Origin of the sequence: Paenibacillus germinis, assembly GCF_013141785.1 — a bacterium.
Lineage (GTDB): Bacteria > Bacillota > Bacilli > Paenibacillales > NBRC-103111 > Paenibacillus_E > Paenibacillus_E phytorum.
Genome location: NZ_WHOC01000175.1, coordinates 23978 through 42202, shown reverse-complemented (window position 1 = coordinate 42202; position 18225 = coordinate 23978). Strand labels below are relative to the sequence as shown.

Sequence of the window (18225 nt, the reverse complement as noted above, 5' to 3'; positions counted from 1 at the left end):
GTACGCCGGGTGAGGATTATGGACACCCATTACTGTGCCATAAAACAAAAACATGCCGTGAAGAATCATTCTCAATTCCTGAATAATTCGCGGCATGTTTATTGAATTTTAATAAATTGCTTTCGGAAGGCGCTTGGTCTCACTCCGGTTTTGCTTTGGAACAGGTTCGAAAAATAATGCGGATCGACATATCCAAGCTTATAACCTATATCACTTATGGTCAGATGTGTGTCGAGTAGCATCAGTTTAGCGGATTCTATCTTTTTGGAGATGACATAGTTATAGATGGTAGTTCCGATTTCTCTTTTAAACAAGCGATTTATCTGCTTATTGGAAATGCCCATTTGTGAAGAGAGCTGGGTCGGATCGAAAGGATGAAGGATACTGTTATCCAAAAATTGCTTTATAGCTTGAACCGTTGATGTTAATGCTTCCCCTCTTTTACGTAAGGTTTCGGAGAGGCTGACAATGATTCGTATAAGGATGATCTGCAGCTCACTTTGCATTTCTTCTACTGATTTTTGTTTAGCGCTTTCAATAGCCTCTTTAAACAAGTGTTCCAATCCGCTACTGGACGTCACGACACGGGAAAGCAGTTGGTAGGCTTCAAGCATCTTCAGAATCCAGCTTCCGCTAATGTTTAGCCATATATAGCTCCATTGCTCCATATGGTCTATGTCTGAGGTAACTTCATGGTAATAGCCTGCAGGTAGGATGAACATATCTCCTTGACGAGCCATATAGGCTTGGGGACCGACCTGAACACTGCCTTGCCCTGATAGCACAAAACCGAAAACGGTAATTTGTGCAATTTTTCGAATATTGCGGTAATCTGTATCACAGTAATTAACTCCTAAGAACTGGACGCTCAGAGGAGGAGGCTCTCCTAACGGAGGCAGGTGATATACCGGTCCATGCTTGCCGGGTTTATTTATCATCGTCATTGGACCTCTCTTAACAACTTGGTTCCTAGTTCCCATGACTATATTTTAGCACAATTTCAAGTATGGAGACATGGAGTGAGATGGAAGAAAGAGCATAAGGGTCGGCAAACGGTCTAGTGAAAATTAAACGTCTGATCTTCACCTGTATTGTCGAATTTTTTTGACGATGTGAACACGAAACAACGTAAATTTCTTAAATATTATTATACCAAGATGGGACACTTAGTAGATACTGATGGTACGATCTGAAAAAAGTTAAGTGTGTCTGCCTAATTAGTGGTTATAGAACTCTCGTTCTGCGTTAGTTTCATGAGCCTATAACTTTTTTGTCCTATCCTTTTCTCTCAGAACAAAGATTTCTCTTATGAATGCTCCCAAACCACCTGATACTGCTACAATTGAAATTAAATTAATAATTTTAACAAATACATGAGGTGTGCCAATTATGGTTACACAATTTAAAAATATTATGATCGGGAAGAAAATTAGCCCAACATATAACTGCTTTTTTGTAGAAATAATAATTACCTCCCTTTGATTTATAATGAATACACTTTAATAAACCCCAAAAACTCGTTTGAAATAAAGCTTTCAAACAAAAAGGGAGATGTCAAAGGATTCATTGAGCAAAATGGATATTCCAGTCCTGAAAGTAAATATCTTATTTCAATCGATGATGTTCTAAATCAGTTTGGTTTCAAATTAACCAGTATAATGAACGATGAAAAAACAGTTGTAAATTTCAGCGTCTCAAAACCATAATAAAACTTTGAGAGATAGTATTCGTGAACCTATCTCTAATTTTTATTCTCGATTTTTCTACCTCTGATAAATAAGAAGTAACAACCGCATTGACTGCTCCCGAGTTATGCAATTTTTTGTTCTCCAACTATATCCATGTTATGTTTTTCAAAACTTATGGAGCTCTAGCAATCCTTAAGTGGAATGGAAAATTCAACATAAAAAGGATGATGCTTCTCATTCAAGCAAAGCTCAATTCTTTGCTTAAAATTCCCCCAATTTACCATCTCTAATGCTGTTTCGATTGGAAAAAATCCTACTTCTAAAGACTCAGGGGTAGTTGTTAATTCTCCTCCGACTGGCCTGCCTAAAAATAAAGTGTTACAAATACTAGCACTTACATTTTGAAAAACACCACAAAACTTTGTCACTTCTATATCTATACCGCTCTCTTCCTTTGTTTCCCTTATCGCTGCATCTTTCAATGATTCACCTTCTTCAACCTGCCCTCCTGGCATTTCCCATCCTCGTTTAGGTCCTTTTATCAATAATATTTCGTTACGTTTATTAACTACAATTGTTGCCGCAGAAACTATATGTTTTGGAGCCACTTCATCGTCCTCCCCTTTTTAAATTAACAAAACTAGATTACCACTAATTTCCTATTTATGTATACTGCCCGTCCCTCCATGCCCCTCGTAAGGCACCACAAAAAAATGAAAATTAGATTCTTGCTCGACTATTCAGGGTAGTTTAATCCTGTCACAAGAAATAATATCTACAATTATTAAGTTCTGAAAGCCATATGGATAATGTATAATCTACTTTTTACATATTATTTCTCTTTGCTAAACATCCAATGCCTTGAGTTCTAATCTTACAGGAAAGGTATACCCCATAATTGATCCGAAACGAAAAGTGCCGTTTTTTCGTTATTTCTTTTTTCTTCGGATCATCCATAATGGATGACTTCATCCTTCTCAGTTCCTTTCTTACTTAAGTTGCTTCTTCATGAAATAATTCAACAGGAACGAGTACCTTCCTCGGTATGATCGGAATATCGGATAATGCGAACTGCATCGATACCGACTTGATTTTGCGCCTAAACATCAATCGTTTCGTGATCCCCAACATAAAGAATATCTTTCGGCCCCGCCATATTCAGAGCAAGCTGGAATATCGCCGGATCCGGCTTCTCCAGCCCGACCTCAGTCGAAACGATGATAGGATCGAAATAATGCAAAATCCTTTTCTGCTAAGATCACCTTTAAAGTAGGAGCAAATTACTGACAATACCAAATTCGAAAGCCTTCGGCATGCATTACTACAGGATTTTAATTATCAATGAACGGATTCGGGATAAAATCTTTTACCCGAATATATCCTGTTTGTCCTCCCGCACCAATAATTTGGTATACAGGACCGATCTTTTCTATTTGCGTCTCTTCCTGAATAAAGACCGGATTGATCCACTCTTCTTCTTTAATCTGACCGTGTTCATCATAGATGTGCGAATGCTGCGCAAGCTTACCCTCCTTGGCATTGGCCGGACCGTAAACTTGTAAGGAGGATTTTGGGACCCACATATCTGCACCATATTCTGCATCATACTGTACGATGCCCACAGCCACCCAATCCCCATACGATTTTTCAATATGGACCACCTTGCCAGCCCACAATTCCAAATGCGGTTCTTTTACTTTCTCTCCAGGAGAAGAAGCCACCGGAACTTCCTTCGCAACGATCATTTCATAAGGGGCTCCCGTTTGAATGTTGGCTGCTTCCTTGCTGAAATAGAATACGGGTATCCAACCTCTCAAATCTTGGGATTCGACTTGGACGTACTCGTCTTGTTTCGCTAAGATGCGAAATGCATCACCTCTGTTCACTTCAAACACCGGCCCAGCCCCTGAAATCTCTGACGGATCATACCGAGCGCCAATATCTGCCTGTGCGGTATAGGTTTGGTCGATTTGAAGGCCGTTCTCTTCCTGGATTGAATCCAGAACGGCTTCGAAGGTAGTAACAGCCTTGGAAAGAGTTTTTTCTTGCTGGCAGCCAGAGGCTATGACGATTCCACAAAGGAGCAGCAGAACGGAAAGTGTTCTCATATTTCGATCACCTTTCCCTTTCTTTTACTTTAGTTTAACTGTTCAAAGCAGCACATTTTTGTTGGTTCGGTTGTTTGTTTTGTTGTTTCTTCTTTTTCCACTTTAGAGTTTTTCACACCTCTTACAGCTTCCTTTTATTTATAGACGTTCCAATATGGTAATAGTTTCCTAATTACAGGAAAATGATTAATGACATTTTTAAATATCCCCTAGCAGTGTTATTGCGTTAACTTGCGCGTTACTTGAGTGAACTAAAAAAAGGAGCTTCCGCGAGGCAAGCTCCAATACAAGAATATCTTTTACTAATTCATTGTAAATCCCATCTGCCTTTCCCATCTTGTATCCCCCAATTTTGAATATTTATATTGAGTATGCTTTATAATTTCGAGAGGGATAATGAAGTTTCATTTTCCTTTTTTTGTATTTAATGCTTATGCCAATCGTATATATTCAACAAAAGTTGACCGCGACCATGCATAACTGCCCGTTAGTTTAATACCCTCGCCAGTCTAGTATTTTATAAAAGTCTAATGCTTTATTTTCTTTAGACAAGGATCACAATGCAACACAATTGTTAACGTACGTTTATTGCGTTTTGCTGCCTCTACCCCATTGAGTGAAGGAAACTGATTCTATTATTCCACCAAACATACAACGTGTTAAGTGAACCTCTGTCAAGAAAGTAGACACAATGGGTATGAGAGCTCAACATACAAGAGTTGCTGGCATATTTGGCAGCCACGCTTAAGGAAGCGGGTACGATAGCTCATAGAGAACAGGCTGCCGCAAAATCGGCAGCCTGTTCCGTAATTATAATAGCGAGGTTATGAGCTTCACCTCCGGAAAGCGGCTATCCGGTCCTTTCATTAAGATTCCGCCTTGATTTTTTAGATACATATCGAAGAAATCCAGCATATAAGCATTGATAACGGAGTTCGCTCTTTCGGGCGCAATCTTTCCTGTAATGCCCAGCACTTTGAAAATCGGAGAAATGAACTGTACGTCGGTAAAATTCAAATGCTCCGTATTGTCGATATAGAGGAATTGTCCCCCTGCCGCAACCGTTTCGCGCATCCTTTCAAGCTCTAACTTTTTGTCTTCCGTTACTTGATCCATCCACTCTCTTGTGTTGCCCATACGGTTAAGCTCTGCATCCGTGTAGACCCGGTTATCCATCACCATTTTTAATTTTTCGAATTCGCTTTCCGAGTTCATGAACAAAAACGGCTTTCGCAGAGCCTCTCTGTCACGCAGTCGATAAAGCCCTCCATCTAAGTCTATTCCAACCGCGATTCGCGGATCGTAAGAAGCGTCATAGGCCGTCGCTCCGCCGATGGAATGACCGAACACCCCGACATGGCCGAGATCAATCCTCCCTTTTAGATGACTTGGAATCTGCCCCGATTGGATGAGCTCGAATTGGTCCAGCGCAAACGCCACATCGTCGGTTAACACTTTTCCCAACTTGTCGCGGTTTCCGCTTTCCGTCCTGTAATCATGGTCGGGCGAGAATAAGTCGTTGGTTGTGCTGGTCGCGATTCGACCGTCCGGAAACTCGGTTGCAAATGTATTGTAGGTGTGGTCGATCACTGCCACGATATATCCGTGACTCGCGAGATTTTCGGCTTGCGACGTGTGGAGGAACCTGGAAGATCCGAAGCCGGGATTCGCAAGGATCAGCGGGTATGAAGTCTGTGCCGAAGAGACTTCTGCCCTCGAATAAGCATGACTGGATACGTACTTCAGGTGTTGAAAAGTAAACCCGGGAAGGCCATAGTTCGCCGCCATATAACGTAAAATCCGGGTATCGGGGATAAAGGGAGCGTACTCGCCGGTGCCAGCTTGAGCCGGATACCATACCTGAACCATCAATTCTCTCTTGCCTGTCGCGGTTTTGCCAAATGTCTCCTCCCGGCTCGGATCGACGAAATGAAAGACTTGCGTGCCTACCTTCAACTCGCCGGTTGGCGCCGGAAGGCCGAATACGGGAAACACATAGAGGGAGCACGCTGTTGCGATTAGCCCAATCACGATAAACAGGCGGCCCAGCACCCTACGGATTCGCGAGGCAGTCCGAACGGCTTTCGGCGTTATGAAAACGTCTATAAGCGAAAGCATAAGCATCAGGATCGTAAATCCGTATAAGAATAAAAGCTGAACCCTGTATCCTTCGACAAGCAAATTTATCACTAAAAAAATGGAGCCGGCTCCGCTTGTCAGGAGCAAAGCTGATCTTCGGATACGTTGACTGAAAATGAACAGGATTGCCAACAAACAAGCACTTGAAAAGAATAGCATCAATTCAAAAAGCCTCACGCCAACTCCCCCTAAAAACTAATCCCATCGATGGATAGGATTACTATACAGGAGCAACTAGGTTGATACCATTGATCTAGATAACAATTGCCTTACACTCTTGTAAGGTTGCGCTACGATGGCGCAGAAAACGGCATGTTATGTGCAGGCTCCTGCCTTTCGGCCGGGGTTGTTTGTTTCACAATTGAGAAGACAGCTCAATTCTTTGCGAAATATCATAGACGAACCCTCCTTGCTCGCATAAAAAGTTTCCAGTTAAATGTAAAGCATGATGAGTCGTTCAGGGACGTGGTCAACAGCATCATCGAAGGGAAGATCTTATGCTTTGAAATCGACGGGGCGAAAGCGATTGTCATCGAACGATTCAGCGGGAATTGACCCGAGCCATCTCCACGCCTCAGAGTCACTCTTGCCCCCAAGTAAAAGGCGAGGCAAGCCTGTTTGTGGAAGGATGGAAGCAACGTTCAAGAGCGTTCAACACCAACCTGGACCCGACTGCTGGACTGTGGTTGGCTCCGGAGTACTGTAACTGCTTTCTTCGACTTCTTGTTTGCAAGCTGTTGAACAAGAAACCCCAAAAAGGGCTGCAACAGGTCACTTACTCACCACCTGTCACAGCCCTCCGCCCCGCGTCCGACGTGGCCTTTCAGCTCTTACTCTTCTCCAGTCGCAATCGGATTCCCCTCATACGAAATCCAATCGCTCCAGCTTCCGCAAATAAAGTTTTGAAGTGGTTGTTTGGATCAAAAAGTGTAAATTACAAATAAGTTTTGAAGTGCTCCTGACAATAAATGCAGATGAGCTCATTCAACTAACGTTCTGCGTTAGCTTAACATTCATTCATGCAATATGATAAACTTGGACTGAGGTGATTTAACAAATGCCATCAAACAAATTAATGCTGTCAGGCATTTTTCTCTTTGTACTGATGTATTACGTTCAAAACAATATGCATATAAGATTGCATCTGTTTGAAGTAATAATTCCACTTATTGGAGTTGTCCTATTTATTTTGGGACTAATTACGAGAGACAATAAATAGTCAACTGTTTAACTAATCTGCCCGATAACAGAGTAAAGGGCTGCAACGACGGCAGCCCTTCAGATGTTTAACTATCGTTATCCGTTAGCTGAATAAACCTTGTAAACTCGATTCAATATGGGTTACTAATGTTTTCAATGGATTTCCGATTTTCAAACCCATTTCACACTCTATTTTTTCGGCAGTTTCGACCATAGATAATTGAGCGACAGATACGATCTTGTTTTGATTAGAGATAAGCAAACCCTTAATATAATTGGATAATTCGTTTACATATTGCTCTTTTTTCCCCTGCATTATTAACTCGAATGTATTCTCTATGATTTGTACGTCGATATTAATTGGTTTTGCATGTGTAGTTGCAAATTCATTAAGTCTTTTCATCGTTCCTTCGACTGTTGCTGGATTAGTAAATAGTAGCACTTGTGGCTCTGTTATACTGCAAACATAATGGAAAAACGGTTCGTCAATTTTTATGATAGGAACTGATGTCTTAAGTTTTTCATCGTCGAGAAGAGCAATGTAGTTAGTACATGTAATTAGAATTGCATCAACCTTGGTACTGGCTATCCATTCAATCTGCTCATTTACTTTGTTTTGGGCTTTTGTTAAATCAAAAGTTTCATCTGATGCGATTCTACTCATTAAGCCTGGGTCGACAAAGTGTACTAACTCCAAATCATTTGAAGCAATAGCTTTTTGAATATACTCAATATTAGAGTAGTGGGCATGCAAACAACCAATCTTTCTCTTCATTTAATAACCACCCCACTTAAATTTTCCTTATACTATCAGATTAATCTTTTTTTATCCAGAATTATTTGTTATAGATTTCTGCTCGTTACATCAATGATCATAAGAGGAACCGCGAAGCGATCCCTCCCCTCAACTATCGTTTCCGTTAGCTTAATCATAAATCCCAAAATGAAGTAGGAACTGTTTATTGTTGCAAACAAAAATCAAATCATCCCAATAAATTTCAGCAAAAAAGTTTGGTTCACTATCTACTTTATATATCGTGAAATCACTTTCGAAAAAATTGCTCATTAAATCAATGAAACCATTAATACTAAACTCTTTACAAAATCTAACTGGTTCATCATTTCGATTAAAGGTATAACCAATCTCAAAAAACCATTTATCACAAAGAACTTTTAATTCCTCCTTCCAATCCAAGATGGGAGTTACTTTTGCAATCACTTCTTCGCCTTTGTTTAATTTTAAAGCGTTAATAAAAGAAATAAGAACATCATCGTGATATTCAAGTTCTGTAAATTCAAACGTATAACCAATATTCCTGGTATGTAATAAAGAGAATGCCAATAAATACCCCTCAATTTTTGCTAACTTTATTTTATCCAGTTTCCGCCCCTCCTTTATTAATGCACTGCACTGTATCAAAAAAATGAATTATTATAAAGTTCGATTGAGTCTGAATTTTTCAGGTTAACTCTTCCAAGTTAAACTACCCTTTAGCTTAATGAGGCTGCCGATCGATTTCGTGGCAGCTTCATGAGCGCCAGCTTTATGTTAAGATTGTCTTATCTCAACAGACTGCCAAACATAGGATGGTGAACATATGACTAGAGACAATTTTAGCAAATTGATTGAACGGCGCGAAGAAGGACGAGCCAAGCAAGATTTAGCGATCTTAAGCGAGGTTCGCGAGCACCTATTAGAACTATTGTCCAATTATCCTGATGATGCGGAGATCAACTACCAAACCGGAATCGCGCATGACAATTCTGGCATGGGACGTCAGGCAATTCCATTTTATGTGCGAGCACTTGAATTGGGCCTATCTGGTCCTGATCTAGAAAGATGCCTAATGGGTCTGGGGAGTACATATCGCTACTGGGGGGACTACGAAAAAGCGGTGGAGACTTTGCGCAGAGGCGCTAAGGAATTTCCGGAGAACCGGGCAATTCAAGTGTTTCTCGCCATGGCGCTGTACAATAGCCAAAACTACAAGGAAAGCGTCGAACTGTTGGTCACCAATTTAATGGAAACTACTTCTGACGAAAAGCTTCATTATTTTAAGCGCGGGATATTGGCTTACAACGAAGACCTTGATGAAACTGCCGATTGAACATTACCTTATTACATAGGACGAACGAACATCCATTGACTGACGAATTACTAAAAAGCAGCTTCTTAATAGAGGCTGCTGCTTTTGATTTATTAGGCCCGTTACTTGAACAGGCTGCCGAGTATTCCGGCAGCCTGTATTATTATTGTTCTATCTTGTTCCGTTAGCTGAATCAGGTCAAAGCTTTTTTGACATATCATCCAATCTCGTACGGTCATTTATAAACTTCATAAACGGAACTCACCAACCGCAACTCTATTGTACCGAAATATTTTACGGTCTATTTGGGGAATACCAATTAAAAGGGAACTATGGAAGGTTGCATGTATGGGAGTTATTATGGGCATTATTGTTGGACTAATAGCTATTTTGATTCTGTTTCTCATATTCATGTTGAATTTCGGGATTCTTCATAGAGATATTAAAGATCTATGGGTAGAAATTAAGAGGTCAGGTTTATCCAGAAATAAAAATATAATGATACTTATTGGAATATTGATTGCTTTATTTCTGGTGTGGATACTATACAACTTTTTGTCTGGTAAAATCACCGGCTAACGGTTTTACTGTTGAATCAGAACATAGATGCCCGTCTTCCAGGCACGCGACTTCATCGGGCGTCAGTTTCAAAATTACTCCTCTTCTTAGTACGAAAATACAATCCGAAACGGCATACCAAAATCGTTATATTTACCAGCGATAAAACAACAAGCCATATAATCAGAGATGGCATGGTAGTCCATAGTCCGAACCAAGGTAAAACTCGCCCAGCGCCAATAAATGTAGTTAGTGGTGATAGAAACAAGAGGATCAAGATAGGAAGCAGTCTCCCGACCGATGAAAAAATCAATTTTCCGGTCGTGATTCCTTTTTTGCTCCTATTCATACGAAAGTGTGTATATAAACCCCAAAGAAACGTCGTAATCACCAGTAGAATCATAACCCTCTCCATGTTTCTGCTGTTAACAATAGAAGTTTCGGACTTTTCGCCCTTTATAATCCGTGCGATCCCGTCGACAAAAGCTGAATAATCGATAAATGCGTTTAAACCGGAGTTAAACATCATCGTGATGCCCAGCTGTTGATCCAAATAAATCGTTTCTTCCGCCTTATACGTCCAGAAAATTCCACTATGGGAAATCGTCCGGCCCCCATGTTCATCCTCTTCTGCAAGCCACCCCATTCCATACGGGCTGCTCTGTCCGGCTGTATGGTATTGCTCCATCAGCTCTGGGTCAAGAAGACGGCCATTATATTGGGCAAGCATCCACTTTGTCATGTCTTCTGCAGTTGACATAATACCGGCGGGACCGTCAATAAACCAGAAGGGTTCGGCTTGGTTTACAGGATAGCCAAATAATAGATAGTGTCCCCGCGGAATGGCAGGATTCTCATTGATTTGCTGTGTGGTACTGACGTTGAAGGTATGGCCCATCCCTAAAGGCTTAAATATATTCTTTTCCAGATAAGCAGAGAAGCTCTGTCCGCTTACTTTCTCCACAAGAAGAGCCAAATATTGATAGTTAGGATTGTGGTAGCTAAAGGCTGTTCCAGGATCAATGGCAAGCTTAACCGTGTTCAACGATTGGTTACTCTCTTGCAGCGATTGATATTGTGGGGAATTTGTCATGTCGGGATTCACTTTGTCATTAAGACCGCTTGTCTGATTCAGCAAATTCCGGACCGTAATATCGCGAACACGTTCGTCCTCAGGTGAGAGGTCAGGAAAGTAAGATGTGTATGGCGCATCAAGGTCGATTAGTCCTTTTTCCACCATCTGCAGGACGGCTAGTGCCGTAAAAGATTTACTTAACGAAGCAATGGGAAAGGGGGTACTGCCGGTTATATCGCGACCATCTGAAAATGTACCGTAACCTTGTGCATAGAACAACTCTTCGTTATTTGCTATTGCAAGAGCCGCGCCTTTAATATGATTGACTTTCATGTTTTTTATGACGTAGTCATCAATTTCATGCTGTATTTCAGTTTTGTTTCGGACTTCAATTGCGGAAACAGGTTTAGCCAAGATTGACAACATCAGCAGTAAACAACTCAAGCATAGACATATTTTCTTTTTCGCGATTGTCATAGTAGCACTCCTTAATAATATGATAAGGAAATGCTAATTGATAATTATCAACTATTTATCAACCCCGTAAAGAAACTTGCTGTTACGTTTCCGCCGCCATCGGAGCCGTTTTCTACATGCAGACTCCCCTCATGCTTTTCGCACAGTACTTTGCTAATATAAAGTCCCAGCCCATGATGCGCATTCGCATCCCATACTTCTCCGCGATAAAAAGGAAGCACAGCCTTTTGAAGCGCTACGTCAGAAAAACCGGCGCCGTCATCCGTGACTGTTATGGAAAAAAAGCCCTTGCAGACGCTATAATGAATATTCACATAACTGGAAGCATAACGCGCTCCATTAGCTATCAAATTCTCAAAAACCTGCATCACCAAATGTATATCGACAGCTATTTTTTTCGAATCTGCAGCAATGGACGAGCCGAAAGTTTTGCCGCATTGTCCGGTTATTTGTCGGGCGATGTCATTCAGCAAGGAGGTCAGAAGATCCATTTCAACCGCATGGCTGTGTACCGGCATGTCCTCCAGCTTCTGAATCGAATTCATGGCCTCCGTGTAGCTTTCAAGACGTACAATATGGACTTTCATGGTTTGAATCGTGTCCAGGAGTTTTTCCTCGGATATGTTGTTTTGGGGCAGATAGGTGGTCAGAAACTCGGAATATCCTTTCAGGACAGATAAAGGCGTCCTTAGGTCATGGGCAAAAATAGCATTAAGTTGTTTGCGTTCCTCAACTGATCGCCAAAGAGCTTTATGATTTTTTTCCAATTGACCGCGCATTTTTTCAAATACACGGCATAGCTCGCCCATCTCATCCTTACCATCATAAGAAATATGAAACCCCAAATCGTTCGCCGATATTTTCTCCGATGCCTTCATCAGTATTTCAAGCGGCTTTTTCAGTTTCCATCTATAAAAGAGGCTGGCCATCAGGACAATACCGCCGGCAACAGTAAACATCACCATCGCAACTAGTGAAGGTAACACCCAATCGTTTACGGAAGAATGGTCGGCAAATCGTAGCCGTATGCTTTCCGCCCATCTAAACTCTAATACGATGACGACTAGAACGGTGATGAGCGTAAGACAGCATAAAAAGATGAATGATTGCAGCAAGGTCATATGCTTCAGTCGCAGCCAGCTTATGATTTTCGCCATTTGTATCCAACTCCCCAGACTGTTTCTATCCTGTTTTCGCAGCCATGCTCTTTCAATTTGAAACGAATTCGCCTGATATGTTCCGCTATCACGGTGCTGTCGCCTTCATCGTCCAAACCCCATACTTTTTCATAAATGTGCTCTTTATCAAACACCATTCCGGGATGTGTCGACAACAGCTCTATAATATCGAACTCCTTTTTAGCCAGGGAAATTTGTACGTCATGGAAGTAAAGCGCACGAGCCGAATAATCAATGACCAAATCTTCACTAAACTTTATCGACGTTTTATTTTGACTTCGCATTTCCCTGCGTAAATGCGCCTCTACTCTTGCGCCAAGTTCATGGATACTGAACGGCTTTAGAATATAATCATCCCCTCCGGCCTGAAACCCTGATATTTTATCCGCATCCTCAACGCGGGCTGTTAGAAATAAAATAGGGCAGGACACAAAGTGCCGGATTTTCCTGCATAATTCAAGACCATTAAGTTCAGGCATATTGATATCCAGCAAAACAAGGTCCGGTTGATTTTCAATTTGCCGCAATGCCTCATTGCCGTTCTTGGCCGTCATAACGAAATACCCATTAATTTCAAAGTAGTCCGTCAGCAGTTTTCGAAGATCGGCTTCATCATCTATGATCAGTATCTTTTTCATATGCATTCCCTGCTTCCCCATTTCAAATCATCTATATCCAGCATAACAAAAATCGTTTGGCATCCCAAGCGGTAATAACGGCGCCTACTCCGGTTACTTTGCGGGGCCCTGATGAGGCTCTTTCTTTACGGAGCTTAGAGGGATCGAACCCCTAACCTCATCGCTGCCAGCGATGCGCTCTCCCAACTGAGTTACACCTCTTCTTTTCCACTATACTGCCGTGAGTTCAGAAAACGGCAGCCATGAATCGGCTGCCGTTTCTTTGTGTTTATTCAGCTATCGTTTCCGTTAGATGAGCAACTACACTTTAATTGCTTTTATTGATAGCCATTGAGGAATAGCTGCTAAGGGATTTTTATGCCAGTTGCAATAGTTTTCAAGGTCTTGTTCAGACAAACGTTCTCCCTCATCGGTTGAATCGTCCACCCAAAACGAACCATCCTCTGCATACATTTCTTCAATACGCCTAACGTTAAAATTTGAAGATATTATAGCGTTCATAATATCTTGCATACGCCACTTAAAGGTTGGTACTTCTCCAAAAGGACCTATTAAATCGTATGGTTTTTCCACTTTTATGGTTTCTCTCGATGCTATTCCAAAGGGACGCATGAACGGATGTATATCGAACATTATGTATGTCCCATCTTGCTTAAGTACCCTCTGAATATTGTTGTACATGGATTTTAAATCGTTAATCCAAACATGAACTCCATTTGATGTGTATACAAAGTCATATTCTTTGCTATTTATTTTAGTTAATTTCATTGTATCGTCGCATATGAATTCAATATCCCAATCATGTTTCTTTGCAATAGCGTAACCGTTTTCCAATTGCTTCTCCGAAATATCGCAAGAAGTCACTTTTGCACCCATTAAATGAAAAGCAAATACGGCATGATTATCGCCACTTGAAGGAACCAAAACTCGTTTGCCATTCAAATCTGGTATAGCCTCTTGAATTATGGAATACGTCATATGGTGAAATGCTGACTTAGGAGAAGTAATAATTTTTGTTATGACTTCATCTGTTCTGTACTTTTGATACCAGGTTTCAGACCACTGATTCCAATTATCTTTGATGACATTCGTGCTGTTATTCACGTAACTCCCCCTCTTTCATTGGAAAATTTTATATCTGCAAAGAGTTAGTTTAATTATGCAGTTAAACCCAATAAAAGGAAAGTGGTAAGATGGTTTAAGTTAATTCGTTCTATATTTGGAGTATCCTTCATAAAGGAGAGGTGGAACACGTCTGGATTAGACAGGTTTCCCCACTCCTCATACCCAATCCGATCATCAAAATATTTCAAGAGCAGAGATATGAGATTTCCATGTGAAGCTATTATAATATTTTCAAACCGACTATTTAATAGTTCTTTAACCACAGCAATTACACGGTGCGTAGCTACATTTGTCGAAGCATTTCACGCCAATCAGAGCACATGTTAGTATAGTTTTACATCATTTCAATATATTTTAAGTAAAAAATAATTCCTGCTCTGTCTACATTGGAAAATTGGAGGGGATCCTCATTCATTAGTTGTCTTAATTCTTCTACGGTAATCCATCTGGGGTTCTTAGTTTCATCACCAAATTTTAATAACTCACCTTGTACTTTACAACGGAAGTACACACCAACCGAATCAAAGGGTCCATTAATGGTCTGATAAGCCCCGAAGGGTTTTATACATTCAACTTCAAAACTTGGATCGATACCCACTGTATCAATCCTTGTATCCTCACCTTCAATTTCTACTACATCAAGCCCAGTCTCTTCCTTTACTTCTCTAATAAGTGCTGTTACTAATGATTCGTATTGTTCTATTCTCCCACCAGGAAGTTCAATCTGTTGAGATTCGCCAGGTTTATTTCGTGTTTGAACTACAATTTCGATTGTTCCATCCAAAGTTCTTTCAATTATTGCACGAGAATTAACTAAAAACATACGTCATCACAGCACCCTTCTTTTTCCTCCATATAAATTTCTAGATTCTCCCAATAATCAATGGGATACTTTTTTCTATAAGGCTATGTTTTAGAATAGTGTTGAAAATATATGATTATCTTTATAGTTTTTTCTTACATTTTACAATTATAAATTTTACTGGAGGTTTATTTTTCATGTTCTTACTTGGATCGTCAATTTCTGAAAACTCTATCAGTCCATATTTGTCAAATTCTTGTTCTATGGAGTCAGAATCATAAAAAAACATTTTTACGCCTTCCATTATCTCGAAATAGTCTTTATCCAATTGTTTGCCCTTTCCAAACATTGGGGCTTTTTTTGAAACAGTTGTAAAAATCATATATCCATTTGGCTTTAACTGATTATAGCAATCTTTAATAAACTTATCTCTCTCATGATTATTCAATAAGTGAATAAGTGCATAGCAAAATATACCGTCATAGAGTTTGTTATCAAAAGGCATGTCAGTTACTGAACCATGAAAAATACTAATATCAAGCCCGTTTTGACTCGCCAAATCAATCGCTGTTTTTGAAATTTCAATACCCGTTACTTTTATTCCATTGTCAATAAAAACCTTTGCATTTCTGCCATATCCAATACCTGGTACCAGTATGTCCTTAACATTCCTTTCAAGGAAAAAGTCCTTTGTCACGATGGCGGAGTCTGTAGGTTCAAATCCCCACATCGTTTGTTTTTCTATAAAACTTGATTCCCAGAATTCCGTCATATCTCTATCTCCTTTATGTCTATAAACTCCAATAAATTACGATTCCCCTTACCCGTCGGCTTATACCGTTCCAACAGATGTTCATACATCTTTTGGATTGTTTTCAATGGTACCGCCTCCTACATTTTCAATCATTTGTTTTGTATAAATTCTATAAAAAGTAATTAACTAGAAAATGTGTTTTTCAAAACGTACCAGAAGTCTGTTCCTGCTGGTGAACGGAGTGCTGCAGATCTCCTTGAACGGAAAATCTTTGGTTATCTCTTCGGGCAGCGTTAAGCCGAAGTCGGATGGGGGCAAATCGAAATGCATCCGGCGGCAATTCCTAGTCAACGACGGCAACAAGGCCAACGAGCTTAGCGAATCATTGGCTCTGGCCTTTCGCAAGCTGAGAAGAGAGTTGATCGTATTCGAAAAGAAAAAATCGGCTGCGCTAAGACTGCCTTGCTTTCTTAGAATCCCTTTATGCCGCCTTGCAGAAACCCAATTCATCGTTGCCTGCAGGCTCAGGGGCAGGCCCGCGCTGGACTGCTTGCGGGAAGGCGAAGCCATCTACAACAACTGCAAGGGCAACTGTTGATTCACAGCTCCCCTACTAGGCTTGAAGCTTATACGATATGGTAAAGTAGAGAATTGAAGTTCCTCCATCATTCTCCCACTCTAATCACTTTTCATGGCAATAATATAATACGGTATTAGCTCATATACTCCTATTGAAATCATAAGGATATAGGGATGTGATGCCTTTGTATATATATGTCACTGAGCATGGGGATACTTTAAGAAAAATTGCCGATAGATATTATTGTGAACTAGAAAACCTCTTGTTGTTAAATCCACTCATTTCCAACTCCGACTTAAATTTGGCTGCGGATGTTCAAATAGAACTGCCCGCTCCGCTGTTACATATGCGGAGGATCAATGATGCCGTTGCCCAATCAGGCACCACTTTGGATCAATGGATTCCCCTGACTTCAGTCGAGCAAATGGCAAAGACCGATTATGATGTACTTATCGTCGGCAGCGGGGCAGGGGGTGGAGCCGCTCTTTGGAGACTATGCGAACAATGGGGGCAAAGCGGCAAGAAGATCGGAATGATCGAGGCCGGAGACTTGTTATTACCGACTCATTCGTTTAATGTGCCCACTTTAAATGAACAGCGCGTAATCGAATACTGGGAGCGGATTGCAGATTATGCCGGAGATAGATGGCCGGATTTTCAGAAAGCGAAAATCGTCAGAGGCTTAGGCGGAAGAACCCTGATATGGTATGGATTGTCCCCCCGTTTTGATCCTACAGCGTTCAGAACGTGGCCGATCACCTATAAGGATCTTGTTCCTTATTATACGATCGCAGAAAAAATAATGAATGTGACCAACCTCTACACCAAAGGTTCCGCTCTGCAGGAAATGCTTATTGAACGCCTTCTAATGGGTGGTTTTCCAGAGACAACAGATGTTCCTTTAGCCACAGATCTTGCAGGCACGAAATACGGGCAGGTCCACTCAAATGTTTATTTCAGTTCCATTGATTTTCTTGCATACGCCTTAAATATCCGAAAATTTGATCTGTCCGTAAATACGCGCGCCGTGCAAATTTTGACGGAACAAGGAAAAGCCACAGGCGTCAAGGTTATGACAGCAGATAAACAAACGTATACGCTGACTGCCAAGACGATCATCGTCTCCGCCAGCACCTGGGAAACCCCGCGCCTTCTGCTTAATTCAAATATCCCTGGCGAAGCGATCGGGAAATATTTGGCGCTCCATCCTATGTTTATTGCGACTGGAACTGTTAACCGGGATTTATTCCCAGAAGTATTTGGCGTCGCCCTCCTTTTTCTTCCGGGTTCTGTTGAGCGGAACTATCAGCTCCAGATTTTCAACGATTATTATTACGACTATACAGAAAAACCTCTTCTAAAAAAAGAGCCTATGGAAATGCACGGTTATGGAATCGTGGAACCGCGGGCCGACAATTACGTCAGTCTTGACCCGAATCAACGGGATGCTTACGGCGTCCCCCTGCTTAACGTACACTTTTCTTACAGCGATAAGGATCAGGCACTTCACCGAGAAATGCATGATTCCATAATAGAATACGCCTCCGCAGCGGGATTATCGCTCGATAGTCCGCCCCAGCTGACACCGCCCGGAAATGACAACCACGAGGCCGGAACGTGCCGAATGGGGGACAATCCCGCTACTTCGGTCACCAACCGCTTTGGTCAAGTGCATGGCATAGCCGGTCTATACATAGCTGACAACAGCATTCTAAATCTGACTTCGCCGGCAAATCCGACGCTAACTACGGTCGCATTGGCCATTCGTACAGCAGATCATATCGTCGCTCAAATGAAATAGCACATCCATTTTGTC

General features: G+C 41.2%; 17 protein-coding genes, 1 tRNA gene and 1 pseudogene. 2 read left to right on the top strand and 17 right to left on the bottom strand.

The genetic code is table 11. The annotated features are described in order from the left end of the window. Positions 1-98: 98 nt before the first annotated feature. From GC102_RS33760 to GC102_RS33725, 8 genes are all read right to left on the bottom strand, one after another. Positions 99-944, bottom strand: a complete 846-nt coding sequence (locus GC102_RS33760) for an AraC family transcriptional regulator (RefSeq protein WP_171693377.1) — start codon at positions 942-944, stop codon at positions 99-101. A gap of 926 nt (positions 945-1870) precedes the next feature. Further along, positions 1871-2296, bottom strand: coding sequence for an NUDIX hydrolase (locus GC102_RS33755; RefSeq protein WP_171693376.1), 426 nt, complete (start codon positions 2294-2296; stop codon positions 1871-1873). A gap of 491 nt (positions 2297-2787) precedes the next feature. Next, positions 2788-2928 (bottom strand): HAD-IA family hydrolase, encoded by a 141-nt coding sequence (locus GC102_RS40800; RefSeq protein ID WP_216628251.1) that lies wholly within the window; start codon positions 2926-2928, stop codon positions 2788-2790. A 91-nt stretch (positions 2929-3019) separates the two neighbouring features. Next, positions 3020-3796: an SH3 domain-containing protein gene (locus GC102_RS33745; protein WP_171693375.1), complete on the bottom strand. Its 777-nt coding sequence runs from the start codon at positions 3794-3796 to the stop codon at positions 3020-3022. 198 nt (positions 3797-3994) lie between these two features. Then, complete coding sequence (locus tag GC102_RS33740; protein WP_171693374.1) at positions 3995-4132, bottom strand: hypothetical protein; 138 nt, start codon at positions 4130-4132, stop codon at positions 3995-3997. Between the two features lie 474 nt (positions 4133-4606). Continuing rightward, complete coding sequence (locus GC102_RS33735; protein WP_171693373.1) at positions 4607-6112, bottom strand: alpha/beta hydrolase family protein; 1506 nt, start codon at positions 6110-6112, stop codon at positions 4607-4609. Positions 6113-7238: 1126 nt separating this feature from the next. After that, the gene (locus tag GC102_RS33730; RefSeq protein ID WP_171693372.1) at positions 7239-7910 is read right to left on the bottom strand and encodes a hypothetical protein; all 672 of its coding nucleotides are present in this window, start codon (positions 7908-7910) and stop codon (positions 7239-7241) included. A gap of 150 nt (positions 7911-8060) precedes the next feature. Further along, complete coding sequence (locus GC102_RS33725; RefSeq protein WP_171693371.1) at positions 8061-8477, bottom strand: hypothetical protein; 417 nt, start codon at positions 8475-8477, stop codon at positions 8061-8063. A gap of 256 nt (positions 8478-8733) precedes the next feature. Here GC102_RS33725 and GC102_RS33720 point away from each other — a divergent pair, with 256 nt between their 5' ends. Beyond that, on the top strand, positions 8734-9243 hold the full coding sequence (locus GC102_RS33720; RefSeq protein WP_171693370.1) for a tetratricopeptide repeat protein: 510 nt from the start codon (positions 8734-8736) through the stop codon (positions 9241-9243). A gap of 610 nt (positions 9244-9853) precedes the next feature. On the opposite strand, the gene GC102_RS33715 is transcribed toward GC102_RS33720, so the two are convergent. From GC102_RS33715 to GC102_RS33675, 9 genes and pseudogenes are all read right to left on the bottom strand, one after another. Continuing rightward, on the bottom strand, positions 9854-11332 hold the full coding sequence (locus GC102_RS33715; RefSeq protein WP_171693369.1) for a serine hydrolase domain-containing protein: 1479 nt from the start codon (positions 11330-11332) through the stop codon (positions 9854-9856). Between the two features lie 47 nt (positions 11333-11379). Further along, positions 11380-12489 carry a HAMP domain-containing sensor histidine kinase gene (locus tag GC102_RS33710; RefSeq protein ID WP_171693368.1) on the bottom strand — a complete coding sequence of 370 codons (1110 nt, stop codon included), beginning with the start codon at positions 12487-12489 and terminating at the stop codon, positions 11380-11382. Further along, complete coding sequence (locus GC102_RS33705) at positions 12474-13148, bottom strand: response regulator transcription factor (RefSeq protein ID WP_171693367.1); 675 nt, start codon at positions 13146-13148, stop codon at positions 12474-12476. The genes GC102_RS33710 and GC102_RS33705 overlap by 16 nt, the downstream gene beginning before the upstream one ends. Positions 13149-13279: 131 nt before the next feature. Continuing rightward, positions 13280-13341: transfer RNA gene (locus GC102_RS33700), tRNA-Ala, on the bottom strand. A 107-nt stretch (positions 13342-13448) separates the two neighbouring features. Continuing rightward, the gene (locus GC102_RS33695) at positions 13449-14252 is read right to left on the bottom strand and encodes a class I SAM-dependent methyltransferase (RefSeq protein WP_171693366.1); all 804 of its coding nucleotides are present in this window, start codon (positions 14250-14252) and stop codon (positions 13449-13451) included. A 53-nt stretch (positions 14253-14305) separates the two neighbouring features. After that, positions 14306-14545: pseudogene (locus tag GC102_RS40795) on the bottom strand (hypothetical protein); the annotation flags it as partial. 62 nt (positions 14546-14607) lie between these two features. Beyond that, positions 14608-15096 carry an NUDIX hydrolase gene (locus GC102_RS33685; RefSeq protein WP_171693365.1) on the bottom strand — a complete coding sequence of 163 codons (489 nt, stop codon included), beginning with the start codon at positions 15094-15096 and terminating at the stop codon, positions 14608-14610. 121 nt (positions 15097-15217) lie between these two features. After that, entirely contained in the window at positions 15218-15847 is a 630-nt protein-coding gene (locus GC102_RS33680) for a class I SAM-dependent methyltransferase (RefSeq protein WP_171693364.1), read from the bottom strand. Between the two features lie 168 nt (positions 15848-16015). Further along, on the bottom strand, positions 16016-16339 hold the full coding sequence (locus GC102_RS33675; protein ID WP_171693363.1) for a hypothetical protein: 324 nt from the start codon (positions 16337-16339) through the stop codon (positions 16016-16018). A gap of 248 nt (positions 16340-16587) precedes the next feature. Between GC102_RS33675 and GC102_RS33670 the strand changes: the two genes are divergently transcribed. Then, entirely contained in the window at positions 16588-18210 is a 1623-nt protein-coding gene (locus GC102_RS33670) for a GMC oxidoreductase (protein ID WP_246321272.1), read from the top strand. The last annotated feature ends 15 nt before the right edge of the window (positions 18211-18225 follow it).

Coding starts and splice junctions, on each gene's coding strand:
- GC102_RS33760 (WP_171693377.1), bottom strand. CDS start 944: ATGACGATGATAAATAAACCCGGCAAGCATGGACCGGTATATCACCTG.
- GC102_RS33745 (WP_171693375.1), bottom strand. CDS start 3,796: ATGAGAACACTTTCCGTTCTGCTGCTCCTTTGTGGAATCGTCATAGCC.
- GC102_RS33740 (WP_171693374.1), bottom strand. CDS start 4,132: ATGGGAAAGGCAGATGGGATTTACAATGAATTAGTAAAAGATATTCTT.
- GC102_RS33730 (WP_171693372.1), bottom strand. CDS start 7,910: ATGAAGAGAAAGATTGGTTGTTTGCATGCCCACTACTCTAATATTGAG.
- GC102_RS33720 (WP_171693370.1), top strand. CDS start 8,734: ATGACTAGAGACAATTTTAGCAAATTGATTGAACGGCGCGAAGAAGGA.
- GC102_RS33715 (WP_171693369.1), bottom strand. CDS start 11,332: ATGACAATCGCGAAAAAGAAAATATGTCTATGCTTGAGTTGTTTACTG.
- GC102_RS33710 (WP_171693368.1), bottom strand. CDS start 12,489: ATGGCGAAAATCATAAGCTGGCTGCGACTGAAGCATATGACCTTGCTG.
- GC102_RS33705 (WP_171693367.1), bottom strand. CDS start 13,148: ATGAAAAAGATACTGATCATAGATGATGAAGCCGATCTTCGAAAACTG.
- GC102_RS33685 (WP_171693365.1), bottom strand. CDS start 15,096: ATGTTTTTAGTTAATTCTCGTGCAATAATTGAAAGAACTTTGGATGGA.
- GC102_RS33680 (WP_171693364.1), bottom strand. CDS start 15,847: ATGACGGAATTCTGGGAATCAAGTTTTATAGAAAAACAAACGATGTGG.
- GC102_RS33675 (WP_171693363.1), bottom strand. CDS start 16,339: ATGAATTGGGTTTCTGCAAGGCGGCATAAAGGGATTCTAAGAAAGCAA.
- GC102_RS33670 (WP_246321272.1), top strand. CDS start 16,588: ATGCCTTTGTATATATATGTCACTGAGCATGGGGATACTTTAAGAAAA.